General features: G+C 69.6%; 14 protein-coding genes. 5 read left to right on the forward strand and 9 right to left on the reverse strand.

Annotated features, from left to right (window positions below; genetic code table 11):
• Nucleotides 1-7: 7 nt before the first annotated feature.
• Complete coding sequence (gene lepA / locus JIM95_RS03550; RefSeq protein WP_200260667.1) at nt 8-1,855, reverse strand: translation elongation factor 4; 1,848 nt, start codon at nt 1,853-1,855, stop codon at nt 8-10.
• 156 nt (nt 1,856-2,011) lie between these two features.
• Here lepA and JIM95_RS03555 point away from each other — a divergent pair, with 156 nt between their 5' ends.
• From JIM95_RS03555 to JIM95_RS03570, 4 genes are all read left to right on the forward strand, one after another.
• A complete protein-coding gene (locus JIM95_RS03555) occupies nt 2,012-2,575 on the forward strand; it encodes a type II toxin-antitoxin system PemK/MazF family toxin (RefSeq protein WP_248231957.1) in 564 nt (187 codons plus the stop codon).
• A 209-nt stretch (nt 2,576-2,784) separates the two neighbouring features.
• Entirely contained in the window at nt 2,785-3,048 is a 264-nt protein-coding gene (gene rpsT / locus JIM95_RS03560; RefSeq protein WP_198737722.1) for a 30S ribosomal protein S20, read from the forward strand.
• Nucleotides 3,049-3,387: 339 nt separating this feature from the next.
• A complete protein-coding gene (locus JIM95_RS03565) occupies nt 3,388-3,972 on the forward strand; it encodes a hypothetical protein (RefSeq protein ID WP_200260664.1) in 585 nt (194 codons plus the stop codon).
• A 50-nt stretch (nt 3,973-4,022) separates the two neighbouring features.
• Nucleotides 4,023-4,757, forward strand: coding sequence for a hypothetical protein (locus JIM95_RS03570; RefSeq protein WP_200260661.1), 735 nt, complete (start codon nt 4,023-4,025; stop codon nt 4,755-4,757).
• A gap of 18 nt (nt 4,758-4,775) precedes the next feature.
• Here JIM95_RS03570 and holA read toward each other — a convergent pair whose 3' ends face one another.
• From holA to JIM95_RS03610, 8 genes are all read right to left on the reverse strand, one after another.
• On the reverse strand, nt 4,776-5,750 hold the full coding sequence (gene holA / locus JIM95_RS03575; RefSeq protein WP_200260658.1) for a DNA polymerase III subunit delta: 975 nt from the start codon (nt 5,748-5,750) through the stop codon (nt 4,776-4,778).
• The gene (locus JIM95_RS11475; RefSeq protein ID WP_200260655.1) at nt 5,698-7,254 is read right to left on the reverse strand and encodes a ComEC/Rec2 family competence protein; all 1,557 of its coding nucleotides are present in this window, start codon (nt 7,252-7,254) and stop codon (nt 5,698-5,700) included. The genes holA and JIM95_RS11475 overlap by 53 nt, the downstream gene beginning before the upstream one ends.
• Entirely contained in the window at nt 7,251-7,925 is a 675-nt protein-coding gene (locus JIM95_RS03585) for a ComEA family DNA-binding protein (protein ID WP_200260653.1), read from the reverse strand. The genes JIM95_RS11475 and JIM95_RS03585 overlap by 4 nt, the downstream gene beginning before the upstream one ends.
• A 77-nt stretch (nt 7,926-8,002) precedes the next feature.
• Nucleotides 8,003-8,836: a DegV family protein gene (locus tag JIM95_RS03590; protein WP_200260651.1), complete on the reverse strand. Its 834-nt coding sequence runs from the start codon at nt 8,834-8,836 to the stop codon at nt 8,003-8,005.
• A gap of 87 nt (nt 8,837-8,923) precedes the next feature.
• On the reverse strand, nt 8,924-9,634 hold the full coding sequence (locus JIM95_RS03595) for a histidine phosphatase family protein (RefSeq protein WP_200260649.1): 711 nt from the start codon (nt 9,632-9,634) through the stop codon (nt 8,924-8,926).
• Nucleotides 9,631-10,098 carry a ribosome silencing factor gene (rsfS, locus tag JIM95_RS03600; RefSeq protein WP_248112488.1) on the reverse strand — a complete coding sequence of 156 codons (468 nt, stop codon included), beginning with the start codon at nt 10,096-10,098 and terminating at the stop codon, nt 9,631-9,633. The genes JIM95_RS03595 and rsfS overlap by 4 nt, the downstream gene beginning before the upstream one ends.
• A 203-nt stretch (nt 10,099-10,301) precedes the next feature.
• Nucleotides 10,302-10,985 (reverse strand): nicotinate-nucleotide adenylyltransferase, encoded by a 684-nt coding sequence (gene nadD, locus JIM95_RS03605; RefSeq protein WP_200260645.1) that lies wholly within the window; start codon nt 10,983-10,985, stop codon nt 10,302-10,304.
• A 61-nt stretch (nt 10,986-11,046) separates the two neighbouring features.
• Nucleotides 11,047-12,351 carry a glutamate-5-semialdehyde dehydrogenase gene (locus JIM95_RS03610; RefSeq protein ID WP_200260642.1) on the reverse strand — a complete coding sequence of 435 codons (1,305 nt, stop codon included), beginning with the start codon at nt 12,349-12,351 and terminating at the stop codon, nt 11,047-11,049.
• A gap of 213 nt (nt 12,352-12,564) precedes the next feature.
• Here JIM95_RS03610 and JIM95_RS03615 point away from each other — a divergent pair, with 213 nt between their 5' ends.
• Nucleotides 12,565-15,549 (forward strand): PD-(D/E)XK nuclease family protein, encoded by a 2,985-nt coding sequence (locus JIM95_RS03615; RefSeq protein ID WP_200260640.1) that lies wholly within the window; start codon nt 12,565-12,567, stop codon nt 15,547-15,549.

A 15,549-nucleotide genomic window follows, 5' to 3' on the forward strand; every position in this document is an offset into this window, starting at 1 on the left:
CGGCCGTCTACCCCTCGTCGGTGGAGAGTGCCGCGACGAAGGCCTCCTGCGGCACGGAGACGGAACCGATGTTCTTCATCCGCTTCTTGCCCTCCTTCTGCTTCTCCAGGAGTTTGCGCTTACGCGAGATGTCGCCGCCGTAGCACTTCGCGAGGACGTCCTTGCGCAGGGCGCGGATGTTCTCGCGGGCGATGATCTTCGACCCGATGGCCGCCTGGATCGGCACCTCGAACTGCTGACGCGGGATGAGGTCCTTGAGCTTCACGGTCATCTTGTTGCCGTACCACTGGGCGTTGTCGCGGTGCACGATGGCGCTGAACGCGTCGACGGGCTCGCCCTGGAGGAGGATGTCGACCTTGACCAGATCGGACTCCTGCTCACCGGCCTCCTCGTAGTTGAGGGAGGCGTAGCCGCGGGTGCGGGACTTGAGCATGTCGAAGAAGTCGAAGATGATCTCACCGAGCGGCATGATGTAGCGGAGCTCGACGCGGTCCTCGGAGAGGTAGTCCATGCCGCCCATCTGCCCGCGTTTGGCCTGGCACAGTTCCATCGTGGTGCCGACGAACTCGGCGGGCACGATCACCGTCATCTTGACGATGGGCTCCCAGACCTCCCTCGGCTTGCCGCCGGGCCAGTCGGAGGGGTTGTGCACGGTCAACTCCTCGCCGGATTCGGTGACCACCCGGTAGCTCACCGACGGTGCGGTGGAGATGAGGTCGAGGTCGAACTCGCGCTGCAGCCGGTCGCGGGTGATCTCCATGTGGAGCAGGCCGAGGAAGCCGCAGCGGAACCCGAAGCCCAGGGCGACGGAGGTCTCGGGCTCGTAGATGAGCGCCGCGTCGTTGAGCTGGAGCTTGTCCAGTGCGTCCCGGAGATCCGGGTACTGCGCCTGGGAGATCGGGAAGAGGCCGGAGTACACCATCGGGCTCGGCTCGGCGTAGCCCTTGAGCGGTTCCTCCGCACCCTTGTTGGCCCAGGTGATCGTGTCGCCGACCTTGGACTGGCGGACGTCCTTCACGCCGGTGATGAGGTAGCCAACCTCGCCGGGCCCGAGCCCGACGCACTTCTTCGGGGTGGGGCTGACGATGCCGATCTCGAGGAGCTCGTGGGTGGCCCCGGTGGACATCATCCTGATCTTCTGGCGCGGCTCGAGGGTGCCGTCGACCATGCGGATGTAGGTGACCACGCCACGGTAGGTGTCGTAGACGGAGTCGAAGATCATGGCGCGCGCGGGTGCGTCGGGGCCCTTGCTGGAGCTCGGCGGAGGGACGAGCTCGCAGATGCGGTCGAGCAGCTCCGGCACACCCTCGCCGGTCTTCCCGGAGACCCGTAGCACCTCGTCCGGTTCGCAGCCGATGATGTGCCCGATCTCCTCGGCGAACTTGTCGGGGTCCGCGGCGGGAAGGTCGATCTTGTTCAGGACGGGGATGATCTCGAGGTCGTTCTCCATGGCCAGGTACAGGTTCGCCAGGGTCTGCGCCTCGATGCCCTGGGCGGCGTCGACGAGCAGCACGGCGCCCTCGCAGGCGTCGAGGGCGCGGGAGACCTCGTAGGTGAAGTCGACGTGACCGGGGGTGTCGATGAGGTGCATGACGATCTCCTCCCCCTCGTGCGCCCCGGAGCGGGGAACCCACGGCAGTCGGACGTTCTGCGCCTTGATGGTGATGCCGCGCTCACGCTCGATGTCCATGTTGTCCAGGTACTGGTCACGCATGTCCCGTGCCTCGACCACGCCGGTCAGACCCAGGATCCGGTCCGCGAGCGTGGACTTCCCGTGGTCGATGTGGGCGATGATGCAGAAGTTACGGATCTGCTTGGGGTCGGTGTACGTAGCTTCGGCAAAATTTGCGGCCATGTGTGTGACGGTCCCTTCCTGGTTGGAGCTCTCCTGACACTACCCGACCGGGCAACCGCAGCCCACGCGCATCGGATACACCGCCGTCGGGCACGGGAGGACACCCGGCCCCGATCCCCGCCCCCGACGTTCCGGCAACGACTAGGATCGTGAGCTGTGAACGATGGTGGGCGAAGCGAGGAGAGCTGGTTCCACCGTGCCGTGAGCTCCATCCTCGGCCGGGGTGACAGCGCACTCGACCAGGGGCTCGAGGTCATCAACGACCGTCTCGGGCTGAACCCGTCGAGCCAGGCACCCGCCCACCGGAGCATCAAGTCGGCGACCACCTACGCCACGCAGCCGACCGAGTCCATGGCACGCAGCATCTACTACGCCCCGGACATGGACGGGCAGGCCGACCCCGGCGAGGTCGTGTGGATCTGGGTGAACACCGACGGCCCCGGCTCCCCCGCGCATGAGCGGGCGATCATCGTGATCGGCCGGTCCCGGCAGTACATGCTCGGTCTGGTGATCTCGCCGAACCCCGAACACGCCGAGGAGGACAACTGGCTCGGCATCGGTTCCGGCCCCTGGGACGAGTCGGGCAGACAGTGCTGGGTACGCATGGACAAGGTCCTGGAGATCCCCGAGCTGGAGATCAGGCGTCAGGGTGCCGTCATCCCGCGGCACCGGTTCGAACGCATCGCCAACCGACTGCGCAGCACCTACGGTTGGGGCTGAGCCCCGCCCTCGTTTGCCCGGGTCACCGGGTGCTGGTACTCTGTCAAGCTGTTATTCACTTTCCGGGCGTGGGTGCCGGAGCGGTCAGGACCTTGGGTCCGCTCAGGAGAACGCACCCACCGCGACCGTGATCCATCGCGATCACAGGTCTGGACGGTTCCGGCCGGTGGTTTCATCACACCCGACCACGAGTTCAAGAGGTATTCTCAATGGCTAACATCAAGTCCCAGATCAAGCGCGTCCGCACCAACGAGGAGCGCCGCCAGCGCAACCAGCACGTGCGTTCCGCCGTCCGCACCGAGATCCGCAAGTTCCGCGCGCTGGTCGAGGAGGGCAACAAGGACGAGGCCACCACGCAGCTGCGCGTCGCCTCCCGTGCCCTGGACAAGGCCGTCACCAAGGGCGTGTTCCACCGGAACAACGCCGCCAACAAGAAGTCCGCGATGGCCAAGGCACTGAACAAGATGGACTAGTTCCGTCCCCCTCCCACGCGGTGGGAGACCCAGAAGGCCCCTGTACCGGTGATTCCGGCGCAGGGGCCTTCTGCATTCCACCCTCCGGGCCGACGGGCGCGCCCTTCTGCGCCGCAGGTGGCCGCGGGCACCGGGTTCTCCGCAAATCGGGCGGTCGGTGTGACGGCGCCGACGCCGGACGGAGACACCGCCATCAGGGGCACTCCCCGGGAATTCACCTTCATCCGGAAGACCCGACCAGTATTGTTGAAGCGGTCCGGCCGCCCGAACCGGCGGCAGGGACACCGGTCCGACACCCCGGATCGCAACGGCACGATCCAGCAGAAAGGCTGCACGCACATGCCCCCGGAATACTCATGGGACGACTCCGACACCGGTTCCGGTTGGCTACCCGATTCATCCACCGGGGAAGCCCACGACCGGCCCGTGCCCGCGGAGCGGCCGTTTCCGCGGGCGCTGTGGGTGGCCGGGGTGGTCATCGTGCTCCTGCTCACGGTCGTGCTCGTCGGGACCGTCTCACGGATGGGTTCCAGCCGTGAGACGGGCGCTCCGGGCCAGGGAGCCTCGGGCCCCGCCCGGGCGGGGGGCGGTGCCGGGGGTAGCGGGCCCGTCACCTCGACGGAGACGACGACCCTGACACCGACGAAACCCATCACCCCACCGGCCGGCAGCACGGGGTGCGGGACCGCCGGCGGCTGGGCCGTCTACGCCGCGACGGAACGGACCAGCTGCCCCTTCTCCATCGCCGTGGGAGAACAACTGCGCGCCGGCCTCGATGACGCCGGGCGGGAGGACCAGACTTCGCTGCTGGTCCACAGCCCCGTCACCCGGAAGGACTACGTCGTCGTCTGCCATCCCTCCGGGGGAGAGAGCTACGACTGTGCCACGACCACCGATGCACGGGTTATCCTCATCAGGCGATGATTCCCGGACGACCCGATGAACCCGCACCGGCATTCAGTTAAGGACCCGCCATGACCGACAACCAGGACTACCAGTGGGGCTCCTCCGACGATCCCGACGACTGGGGGCCTCTCCCTCCCCCGCAATCGGCGCCGGAACCGGAGACCACGGCGTGGACCGGCCGGCCCGGCGCGCCCCCGCGGAGCGCGGACACGCCCTCCGGCCGCAGGCCCACCACGGTTCCGGTACTCCTCGGTGTTGCTGTCCTGGCGGCGGTGACCACCGCCCTGGCCATACATCTGCTGTCCGGTCCCGGCGGTGGCACTCCCGACGGTGAGGTCGTCGCACAGACTCAACCGGTGTCCGCCGCGCCGGCCACCGACGCTGCCACGGAGAACGCCCGCCAGGGATCAGCCACAACCTCCGCGGCACCCGTGGTGCGCACGGCGGTCCCGCACCGGAACTATCCGAGCCAGTTCACCGGGAGAGGTTGGGACCTCAGGGCAGCCAACCTGATCGCCGCGTGCAATTCCGACGAGGACGCCGTCCTGGCCGCCCGCAACGACTCGGTGTTCGTGACGATCTGCAGGGACGGGTACGGATACACCTACCACGGTTTCGTCACCGGAACCGGTGCCCTCGACCGGCACGTGGAGGAATCCGGTTCCGATCCGGACCTCCACCGCTATGTCGTGGACACCGGCGACGCGGAGATCACCGTCACACCGACCAGGCTCACGGTCTACATCGGCGACAGCCTGGAGATGGACGAGACGTTCGATGAATGGTGGGTCGACGTCAACTAGTGGCGGGACCCGGTCGGCTCACCCGGCCAGTTCCGCTATCCTCCGCACCGCGTGCTCGATGGCGTAGCCGTCGTCGGCGGCCTGCCCCTTCACCGCAGCGTCGAGCTCCGCGACGATGATCACGGCCTCCGACACCGCCTCACCGTTCCACGTCCGCGCCAGCCGCGCGGTCTTCTCGACCTTCCACGGCGGCATCCCCACGACCCGCGCCAGGCTGTTGGCGTCGATTCTCCCCCGGGTGGAGTAGAGCCGGGCGATGGATCCGACGGTTGTGGACAGTGCCGCGGCGAGCATCACGGGCGACAGTCCGAGCTGGAGCGCCCTGCGGGTGGAGGCGACGGCGCGCTGCACCTGCCCGGAGCAGGCGAGATCCGCGATGTCGAATCCGGAGACCTCCGCGACGCCGACGTAGTACTCGCGGACCTTCGCCTCGGTGACCTCTCCCCCGGTGTCGGCGACCAGCTGGCTCACCGCGCTGGCCAGTTCCCGCAGATCCGAGCCCACGCCCTCGAGGAGCGCGCGCGTGACGTCGGAGGTCACCCGCACCCCGTGGTTCCGGAATTCCTGGTTGACGAAGGCCGGGCGTTCCGCGGGCTTGACCTTGTCCGCGCGGTGGACCTCCGCCAGTCTGGACAGTTTCGGCACCATCGCCTTCGTCCGGCCCGCCCCGGTGTGCAGGATGATGAGGTAGATTCCGGGAGCGGGGCTGCCCGCAGCGGACAGGATGAGATCCACGGCGTCCTTCCCCGCGTCCTGGGCGCTGGTGAGGATGAGGACGCGGTCCTCGCCGAACAGGGACGGACTCAGCAGTTCCGCCAGCTCGTTGGCGTTGACGTCCCCGGCCCGCATGGTGGTGACGGGCAGTTCGGTGCCGTCGGGGAGGGATTCCCGGACCGCGGCGGTGACCGCGATACGGGCTCGCTCGGCGAGGAACTCCTCCTCACCGAGGATCAGGTGCACGGGGCCGGGTGGTGACGGTTTCACGCGCTCCATCGTGCCACAGTCCGGGATCCCGCCATCCGGGTGCCGGAGGGTACGCGGTCGGATGCGGGCCGGACAGTGCACCCAGCACCGCGGCGGCCACCGCGACACCGACCAGAATCCGGACCCGTCCGGCACAGACCGCCCAGACGATCCAACAGCAGCCGAGGATCACCCACGCGACCCCGAGCCACCCGTCCGCCACCGGAACCGTGGACAGCGGCAACGACGCGAGCAGACGCGCGACCCCGGTGATCCACCGGGCGCATGGCACGATCAGGATCAGAGGCAGCCCGGCGAGATCCTCCCCGATGCCGGGTACCACGGCCAGGACGGCGGCGACGAGCCCCAGGACCGTCACCGGGGCGACCGCGGGCGCGGCGAGGACGTTCGCGGCCACGGACACCAACGAGACCCGCCCGGCCATGACCGCGATGATCGGCATGGTCACCACATCCGCGGCGATCGCCACGGACACCGCACGGATGACGACCGCCGGCCAGCCGGTCGCCGCGAGCGGGCGGTGGAACAACGGGTGCAGCGCCACGATTCCCGCGGTCGCGGCGACCGAGAGGGCGAAGCCGTACTCCACGGCCAGGTCACTGCGCCAGCACAGCAGCACGATCACCGCGAGGCACAACGCGTAGACAGGTTCGGCGCGGGTGGACGCCACGACGGCCACCAGCCCGACCATCCCGGTCGCCGCGGCGCGCAGCACGCTCGGTTCCGTCCCGACGAGGCTGACGAACCCGAGGAGGGAGACGACCGCGCCCGCAACCTGGACACGAGGCCCGAGTCCGAGGGCGCGGGCGAGCAGAAAGACAGCGGTGGTGACGATCGCGACGTTCGATCCGCTGACCGCCGAGAGGTGCGACAGCCCGGTGTCGAGATACAGCCGGCGCTGTTCCTCCGACTGGCCGCCGGTGTCCCCCAGCACCATTCCGCGGACCAGGCCGGCGGAGTCGGGGTCCAGCCACCGGGAGGTGGCATCCACCAGTGCGGCACGGACGTGGCCGGCCAGTCGCTCCATTCCCTCGGGCTCCCGCAGTCGGGTGATCGAGTGCGCGTCGAGGACCAGTGTGCCGACACCCGGGCGATTGCCGGGCCCCACGTCCGCGGTCACCCGCACCACGGACCCGGCGGTACCGACCGCGGCGTCGGGGTCACGGACGAACACCGGAAGATCCGCCGGATACCCGTCGACCCGGAGCCGGAGCAGCCGGACGCCGTCGCCCACGGATGCGGGTGCTGCGACGACCCTCCCCTCGACCGTGGCACGGGCAACCGAATTCAACGGATGCCCTTCGGCCACGGCGACCCGAACCCGGGAGGTGACCACCGCCGCCGCCCCACACCCCGCGATCAGCAGCCCCTGCCCCGGAGCACGCACCGCGACGGCGAACAGCACTCCGGCGGCGACGGGCACGATCCCCGCCGGCGTCGTCCGGGACACCAGCACCACGGCGACCGCCATCCACACGACCACGGCGGACGGGAGGAGCCGGAGCTCCGTCACAGGGAGACCAGTCCCTCGAGTCTGGCGAGTTTCGCCGGCCCGATGCCGGGTACCTCGACGAGATCCCCGACGGCGGCGAACCCGCCGTGTTCCGTGCGGTAAGCGATGATCGCTGCACTGGTGGCCGCCCCCACCCCGGGAAGGGACTCGAGCTGCTCCGCGGTCGCCGAGTTCAGCGGGACCGGCATGCCCGGGCCCGGCGAACCGGCCACCGGGACGGCGACGCCCGGTTCGGGGACCGTCAGCTGCATCCCGTCGACGAGGCGGGCCGCGAGGTTGATGTGCCGGGTGTCCGCGTCCGGTAGCGGCCGGGCTGCGGCCAACGCGTCCGCCGCCCGGCTCCCCGCGGGAAGTTCGTGGAGACCGGGATTCTCCACCGCGCCCACGACAGAGACCACGATCGGTTCCTCCGCGGCCCTGTCCACCACCCGGACACCATCCGGTACCTGTGCGACAGCCACCGCGGGCGGGGACGGGGAGACCGGATGCGGGGGTTCCGGGGCCCGGAACACCAGCCATCCGAGGAGCAGGACGCCGACCGCGGCGAGCGCGATCACCCCCTGCCGGAGCGTGACGTGCAGACGGGGACGGGGAAACGCGACATCGAGGAGCTCCTCCTCACCGGTCGGATGGGTGAGCTCCGCGAGTCTTCGGGTTATCCGCTGGCGCATGCGGCGAACCCTAGGCCGCCCCCGCCACCCGCGGAGACTCGGGCGCGGAGAGCTGTGCACAACCCCGTTCCCGGCGGCTAGTCGCCTGTGGAGAGCCCCCCGGTGAGCTCCGCGGCGTCCGCGGAGTAGACCATGGACACGGCGACCGCACCGGGGCCCGAGTGCACGGCGAGCACCGGATCCATGTCGACGATCATCAGCGTCGATCCCTCGGGCAACCTCTCGGTGAGCATCTGCGCCAGAGCCCGGGCGGCCTCCCGGGCCTCGTGCTGCTGCACGGCGGCGAACACGGGAGTGTCGCCGGTGTCGTGGCACGCCAGCTCCACCAGCTTCGCCAGCCCCTTGGACTGGGTGCGGGTCTTGGCGAGGATCTCCAGTCGGCCGTCCTTCAGGTGCAGGATGGGCCGGTTGGCCAGTCCGGTCGGCACGGTGGAGATCAGCTGCGTCGTGGTGGACAGCCTCCCGGATCTGCGGAGCTCGTCCATACGGTGCACGTACAGCCACATGTCGCTGCGGTCCAGGACGTCGACGGCGGCGTCGTAGCAGATCTCGAGGTCCGCACCGTCCTGCGCCAGCTTGGCCGCGGCCATGACCGCGGCCCCCACCCCCATCCCCATGGAGGAGGTGTCGACGACGCGGACCAGATCATCGTCGAACACGGCCGCCGCGGTCACGGCGTTGGACCACGTGGAGGACAGTTCCTTGGACAGGTGAAGGGCGAGGACGCCTTCGTCCCCACCGCGTTCCAGCTGCCTGGCGTAGATGGCCACCAGTTCCAGTGCCGAGAGCCCGGAGGTCGAGCTGTCCTTTCCGCTACGCATCATGTGCAGGTCGATGACGGTGATGTCCAGGTCATCGACGACGGCGTCAGGCAGGCAGGCCGCCGAATCTGTGACGACGCGTACGGGCATGGGGATGGAGGCTCCTCACAGTGGCATTTCAGGTTTTTGTTCACCTAAACGTATCACCGGGAGTGGACCGGTCCCGAACCGGGGAGATCAGGCCGCGGGGTAGTTGACTCCGGCGTTCCAGACGTCGAGGTACCAGCGGGCACGGGAGACGTTCTCCGGGGTGAAGATCGCCTCGGGCATGATCTGGTCCGCGTCGCCGAGGGCGTCCCGGCTCCCCGGATGGAACGGGGGTCGGGCGGTGAGCTTCGCCCAGTGGCAGTTGTCCGGCCCGTTGAGGATCGGCAACTGCTCGGGGGCGATGTTGAGCAGGGACGCGGTCAGCGCCTTGAGGGTGCCGCCGTGCGCGACGATGAGGACCGCGCCGGAGTCCCAGTCGTCGTACCTAGTCATGAGCTCGTCGACGACGGCACGGGCACGGGCACCGACCTCGAGGTGGGTCTCCCCGCCGGGCGGGGCCCAGTTGACGTCGCGGCGCCAGATGGCGCGCGCACCGGGGTGCGCGGCGTCGACCTCGACGCTGGTCTTCTCCTGCCACTCCCCCAGATCCGTCTCCCGGAGGCGACGGTCCTTCTCCACGGGAAGGCCGAGGGCCTCGGCGAAAGGCGTCGCCGTGTCGTGCGCCCGGGTCAGGTCGGAAGACAGGATCCGGGTGATCCCGAAGGAACGGAGCGGCTCGACCACGGCACGGGCCTGGGCGCGCCCGATGTCGGACAGCGACGAGTCGTAGTGCCCCTGCATCCGGCCGGTGGCGTTGTAGTCGGTCTGGCCGTGGCGGAGCAGGATCAGTCGGCGGGTCACAGTTCGTTCGCGTCGGGTTCCTCCGACGCGAGCGGAATCTGGTCGATCGAGTCGACGGCACGGACATCGACGTCGTTCGACCAGGTTTCCGGTCGTTCCGGGGTCTCGATGCCCTCCACCTCGATGAAGGGGCAGTCCCGCCAGAGGCGGTCCAGGCCGTAGAACTCGCGTTCCTCGGTGCGCTGGACGTGGACGACGATCTCGCCGTAGTCGAGGAGGGCCCAGCGGCCCTCGCGGACGCCCTCGCGGCGGATCGGCTTCGCACCGACCTCCCGGAGTTTCTCCTCGACCTCGTCGACGATGGCGCCGACCTGGCGGTCCGTCGCCGCGGAGGCGATGACGAAACAGTCGGTGATGATGAGCTGACCGGACACGTCGATGACGGCGATCTCTTCGGCGAGCTTCTCCGACGCGGCCCGGGCGGCGACGGTGGCGAGCTTGATGGAGGCGGTGGTTGCAGGCACAGGTTCTCTTCCGTGGGGTTCTTCTACTTCTGGTGCGCATACCCGGTTGAAAACAGGTCTCAACGTCGCGGGGATTGTCGCACGGATGCACACTCTCGAGTTCAAGTGTCCCACGGTTTGCCCGTTACGGCACATTTCCTCGTGGTCACCTGAGTGGGAGGCGCAACTCTACCGCACCACCGGGTCCTCCCCGAATCGGGGTCTCAGGGGGTGGGGTCGAGGGCGTCGTCGGCTCCGCCCGGGTGGTAGAGCTGTCGTTTCGCGATGTACTGGACGATCCCGTCCGGAACGAGATACCAGAGGGGTCGGCCTTCGGCGGCGCGGGAGCGACAGTCCGTCGACGAGATGGACATCGCGGGGATCTCGATCAGGGACAGTCGTTTCCGGTGTATCTCGGGGAGGATGGCGTCATCGAGTTCGTAGCCGGGGCGGGTCACCCCGACGAATTCCGCGAGGGAGAACATCTCCTCCCAGTCCCGCCAGGTGACAATCCTCGCCAGTGCGTCGGCGCCGGTGATGAAGAACAGTTCGGCGGTGGGGAACTGTTTCCGCAGATCGCGCAGTGTGTCGACGGTGTAGGTCGCTCCCCCGCGGTCGATGTCGACCCGGGAGACGGTGAACCGCGGGTTGGACGCGGTCGCGATGACCGTCATCAGGTAACGGTCCTCCGCCTCGCTGACCTCGCGTCCGGCCTTCTGCCACGGCTGCCCGGTGGGCACGTACACGACCAGGTCGAGGTCGTGGAGGTCGGCGACCTCACTTCCCGCGACGAGGTGCCCGTTGTGTATCGGGTCGAAGGTGCCGCCCATGATCCCGATTCTCCGGGGCCCGGTCAGTGGCCGGGCGTCACCCGCAGGGCTCCCGTGATGTTGCGCGGAGATGGTCATGGCGACAGATACTACCCGGCGGGGCGCCCGGGCAGCGCCGACCGCACCTGCGTGGGTCGGGTCAGGGCCGGGTCTGTCCGTCGCCGGTGAGCACCCACTTCGTGGTGGTGAGTTCGGGCAGCGCCATCGGCCCACGGGCGTGCAGCTTCTGCGTCGAGATGCCGATCTCGGCGCCGAATCCGTACTGCTCGCCGTCGGTGAATGCGGTCGACGCGTTGACCATCACCGCGGCCGAGTCGACACCGGCCACGAAGGTGTCCGCCGCCGCGATGGCGGTGGTGACGATGGCGTCGGTGTGCCCCGACGACCAGCGGGCGATGTGCTCCACCGCCCCGTCGACCCCGTCGACCACGCCGACCGCGATGTCCATGGACAGGTACTCGTCCGACCAGTCTTCGTCGGTCGCGGGTTCGACGTCCGTGGCACCGAACGCGGCGAGCACGTCGACGTCGCCGTGGATCCGGACGCCGGCCTGCTGCAGGGCCTCGACGACGCGCAGCATGTCGGCGTCGGGCAGAGCGGCGTCGAGGAGCACCGTCTCCGTGGCGTTGCAGACGCTCGGGCGGCGGGTCTTGCCGTTGATGACGATTGCGATGGCCTGATCCAGGTCCACCGCGCCGTCGACGTAGACGTGGCAGTTACCGGTCCCGGTCTCGATGGCGGGCACGGTGGCACCGGTGACGACGGCCTCGATCAGGCCGGCGCCGCCGCGCGGGATCACGAGATCGACCAGACCACGTGCGGTGATGAGGTCCTGCACACTGTCGTGGGTCTCGCACGGCAGGAGCTGCACCGCCTCCCGCGGCAGCCCCTGCAGCGCGAGGATGTCCTGCAGCACCGCGACGAGGGCGGTGTTGGAGTTGCGGGCGGACCGCGACCCGCGCAGGAGCGCGACGTTGCCGGCCTTCAGGGCGAGGCCGAAGGCGTCGACGGTGACGTTGGGGCGGGCCTCGTAGACCATGCCCATCACCCCGAGCGGCACCCGGACCTGGCGCATCCGGATCCCGTTCGGGAGCGTCTTCCCGCCGGTGACGTCCCCGACCGGGTCCGGAAGGGCGGCGACCTGGCGTAGCCCACCGGCGATCCCGGCGATCCGGTCAGCGTCGAGGGCGAGCCGGTCGATGAGGGACTCGCTCATTCCGGCGTTCCGACCCGCGGCGATGTCGCGCGCGTTGGCCTCGAGCAGCTCCCCGGTGCGGGCGACGAGCGCGTCGGCCGCGGCCAGCAGGACCGCGTTCTTGGTGTCCGTCGTGGCCTGGGCGATGGTCCGTGCGGCGGCTTTCGCCGCGCGGGCCTTCGCCAGGACCTCCTCGCGTTCCCGTTGCCGGGGAGATGAGGTCGTGTCGGCGTTCTCAGCGGGGTTCATGCCGCCGAATTTTAGCAGCGCACAAGTATCCGTGGGAGGTGAATCGCCCCGGCACGGGATACCCTCACCGGCCCCGGGGATGGAATTCGAACACCCCGTCGATCCGGAGCGGGGGTGTGCCCGGCCCGCCACTAGGCTCGTGGGCGTCGAGTCACCGTCCCCCGCCGCCCGAGGTGCAGACCCCGGAGGCGCAACGACAAGGATCCACACCGCATGAGCGCAGACACCGTCGCAGCCCAGCTCGCCTCCGCCATCGGGAACGCCCGACGGGACGATCCCCTCCGCCCGGTGACGGTCATCTGCGGCCCCCGGGCTCGCGGCGACATCCTCGGGGAGCTGACCGCGACCGGAACCGTTCTCGGGGTGACGGTCACCTCCTGCAGCGGGTACATCCTGGGCAGGGCCGCGGAGCTGACGGAGGGGAAGGACGCGCGTCAGCTGCTCGACCGGTCCCGGATCACCGGATCGGTCATGCGGCTGCTCACCGACACGGACACCGAGTTCGCGCGCCACGGCACTGCCGATCAACCCGCGACCAGGCGCGCACTGGTGACCGTCGTGACGGAGCTCCTCGGTCTGCCGGAGCATCTGCAGGGGAACACCGACGGCCGACTCCTGCCCGGCGCGTGCCTGGACATCGCACGCCGGGTGCGGGACCTGAATCCCGACTGTTTCACCTGGTGGGAAGCGTGCCGCCACGCCCTCACCCCACCGCCCGACGGTGCCGCGCTCATCGTCGTCGACGTTCTGCCCGCGGATCCGGCGCAGCGGTGGTTCCTCGATCAGCTGAAGGCCATCCGGATCGACACCGTGCCCACAGGCACCGGCGCGCAGGACGGTCCACGGAGCGACGAACAGCCCGTCGTGTGGTCCTGCAGCGACGAGAACGACGAGGTGATTCGGGTGGTCCGGCACATCCGGCGGCTCATCGCGGATGGCATCGCGCCGCACCGGATCGCCTGTGGGTGGTGCAGCCCGGACTACGGCCGCAGGCTCGCCGATGCCCTGCGTTCGGCATCGGTGCCGTTCACCGGGTTCTCGGATCTGCGGTGGTCGGACGCCCCGGAGATCCGCGCCCTGCTGCGCATTCTGGCTCTCGCCCCGGAGACCCTGCCCCGCCGTGGGCTGGCGGCCGTCCTCGGTACGGGGGCCATCCGGAATCCGGTCGACGGGGCACCGGTCCACCTGGACACGTTCGACCGGATCACCCGGCGCAGCCGCCGCCTCGATTCCCTCGCGGACTGGGCGGCACAGGAAGAACCGGGTGCGGAGCCGGACCACGACTCAGGTACGGGTGACGTCGACCGGATCCGGCGGTGGGTCCTCGCACTCCGGGATGACCTGAACGGGCTGTGGGCCGCGACGACCTGGGACCGGTTCACGGAATCCCTGCGCGGTCTCGCGGCCGCTCACCTACGCCCCGCGAGCGATCCGGAGAGCGCCGCGGCACTGGCCACGATCAGCAGGGCCGTGGACGCGCTGGCGACGACGGGCGCCCGGCTGCCGCAGTTCCGGACAGATCTGGCGACCGAGCTGTTCGCCACCTTCTTCGACGAGCTCCAGCCGGTCGAGGCCCCGGTGAACGGTATCTCCATCGGCGGGATCGATGATCTTCCGGGCCGGATCCTGGATTCCGTGATCATCCTCGGGGCCACGGAGGGTGCGCTGCCCGGTCCGGTGAACGAGTCCGGTGCCGTCACCTTCGCGCAGCGTGGCCAGACCCCGGCGGAGATACAGAACGCACGCACCGAGGTCTTCCGGCGGGCGTGCGCCACCGCCCCCGGACACGTCGTGGTCAGCTATCCCCGCAGCCACTGCGACGGATCCGGCGGCGTCGGCCGGTCCCGGCTCCTGCGCACCGAACCGACGGTGGTCTCCGGTGGCCTCGTCAGTTCCCTGTCCGGGGAGGGTACGGACACCATTCCGGCGGACCCGCAGGAACTTCTGCTGGCACAGATACTCGCCGGCGGGAATCCCGGTCCGGGGATCCGCAGATCGGCGGACATCATCCGGGCCCGCGCGGCGGGTGCGGCCGCCGGGGAGCCCTTCAGCGCGTACAACGGGTGGATCCCCGGGTTCACCACCGACCTGTTCGACCGGGAGCTCTCGGCGACGGCGCTGGAGAGCTACCCGGTGTCCCCGCTGACGTTCTTCATCGAGCGGGTCCTCGGCTGCCGGATCCTCGAGGACACACCCCCAGGGGCCGGCATCGACCCCCGCGACCGGGGAACCGTCTACCACCGGATCTTCGAACTCTGGACCAGGGAGATCTGGCTGGACGCCGAGCCTCGGCCGGCCTGCGCCGCGGACGTGGACTGGGACGCGGCCCGGAGTCGGTTGGGCGCCATCACCGACGAGCAGCTCAGCGACACGACACCCGAGTCCGGTGCCGGCGCCCGCTGGAGCCTGTTCCGTTCCGAGGTGCACACCACGGTGGGTGCCTGGTTCGGGGAGGAGCGCGCCGATGCCCTCGACGGGTGGGTTCCGGTCGGTGCGGAGCTCACCTTCGGCGGTGTGCACCGGGACGACGGGGAGACGGCGCCGCCGCTGGAGATCGCGCTGTCCGGTGGCCCGGTGCTGAAATTCCGCGGATCCATCGACAGGCTCGACTACCACCCCGCCCGCCGGATCCTCCGGATCACCGACTACAAGTCGGGCAGGCAGCTCCACTCGGGGAAGATCAACCAGGAAAACCCCACCGGCGAGAGGATCCTCCGGCTGCAGCTCGCTCTCTACGGTGCGGCGGTCCGTGCCGCGCTCGACGCCGCGACACCGCTCTTCCCCGACCTCCGGGTACCGGCGCGGGCCGCGACCGGGGCCCCGCTGGTGGCGCTCCCGGGCCTCGATCCACCGGGCATCGAGTCCCGGTACCGGTTCTTCACCGACCGAACCCCACAGGGTGAGACGCGGACGTCCTCCATCGCCGTCGACAACGGTGTGCTCGCACATCTCGTCGAGAAGCTCGGCGCCCTGCACTCGCTGATCGGCTCCGGGGTGTTCCCGCCCCAGAGCAGGACGGGAAACACCGGGGACATCCCCCGGCCGAACTATCTGCGGCTGGGTGCCGCGAACTACGACAGGGCGGCCGCGGCACTGGCGGAGCGGGGATTCGACCCACTCCCCATCGTCCCCGACCACGATCCGTGGGACCACGCGAATGCCGGCACCGACCCCACCGCAGACCCGAGGAAGCGGTGA

Source organism: Corynebacterium antarcticum (assembly GCF_016595285.2).
Taxonomy (GTDB): Bacteria; Actinomycetota; Actinomycetes; order Mycobacteriales; family Mycobacteriaceae; genus Corynebacterium; species Corynebacterium antarcticum.

Coding starts and splice junctions, on each gene's coding strand:
- rpsT (WP_198737722.1), top strand. CDS start 2,785: ATGGCTAACATCAAGTCCCAGATCAAGCGCGTCCGCACCAACGAGGAG.
- JIM95_RS03590 (WP_200260651.1), bottom strand. CDS start 8,836: ATGCCCGTACGCGTCGTCACAGATTCGGCGGCCTGCCTGCCTGACGCC.
- lepA (WP_200260667.1), bottom strand. CDS start 1,855: ATGGCCGCAAATTTTGCCGAAGCTACGTACACCGACCCCAAGCAGATC.
- JIM95_RS03585 (WP_200260653.1), bottom strand. CDS start 7,925: ATGCGCCAGCGGATAACCCGAAGACTCGCGGAGCTCACCCATCCGACC.
- nadD (WP_200260645.1), bottom strand. CDS start 10,985: ATGACCATCTCCGCGCAACATCACGGGAGCCCTGCGGGTGACGCCCGG.
- JIM95_RS03565 (WP_200260664.1), top strand. CDS start 3,388: ATGCCCCCGGAATACTCATGGGACGACTCCGACACCGGTTCCGGTTGG.
- holA (WP_200260658.1), bottom strand. CDS start 5,750: ATGGAGCGCGTGAAACCGTCACCACCCGGCCCCGTGCACCTGATCCTC.
- JIM95_RS03615 (WP_200260640.1), top strand. CDS start 12,565: ATGAGCGCAGACACCGTCGCAGCCCAGCTCGCCTCCGCCATCGGGAAC.
- JIM95_RS03610 (WP_200260642.1), bottom strand. CDS start 12,351: ATGAACCCCGCTGAGAACGCCGACACGACCTCATCTCCCCGGCAACGG.
- JIM95_RS03570 (WP_200260661.1), top strand. CDS start 4,023: ATGACCGACAACCAGGACTACCAGTGGGGCTCCTCCGACGATCCCGAC.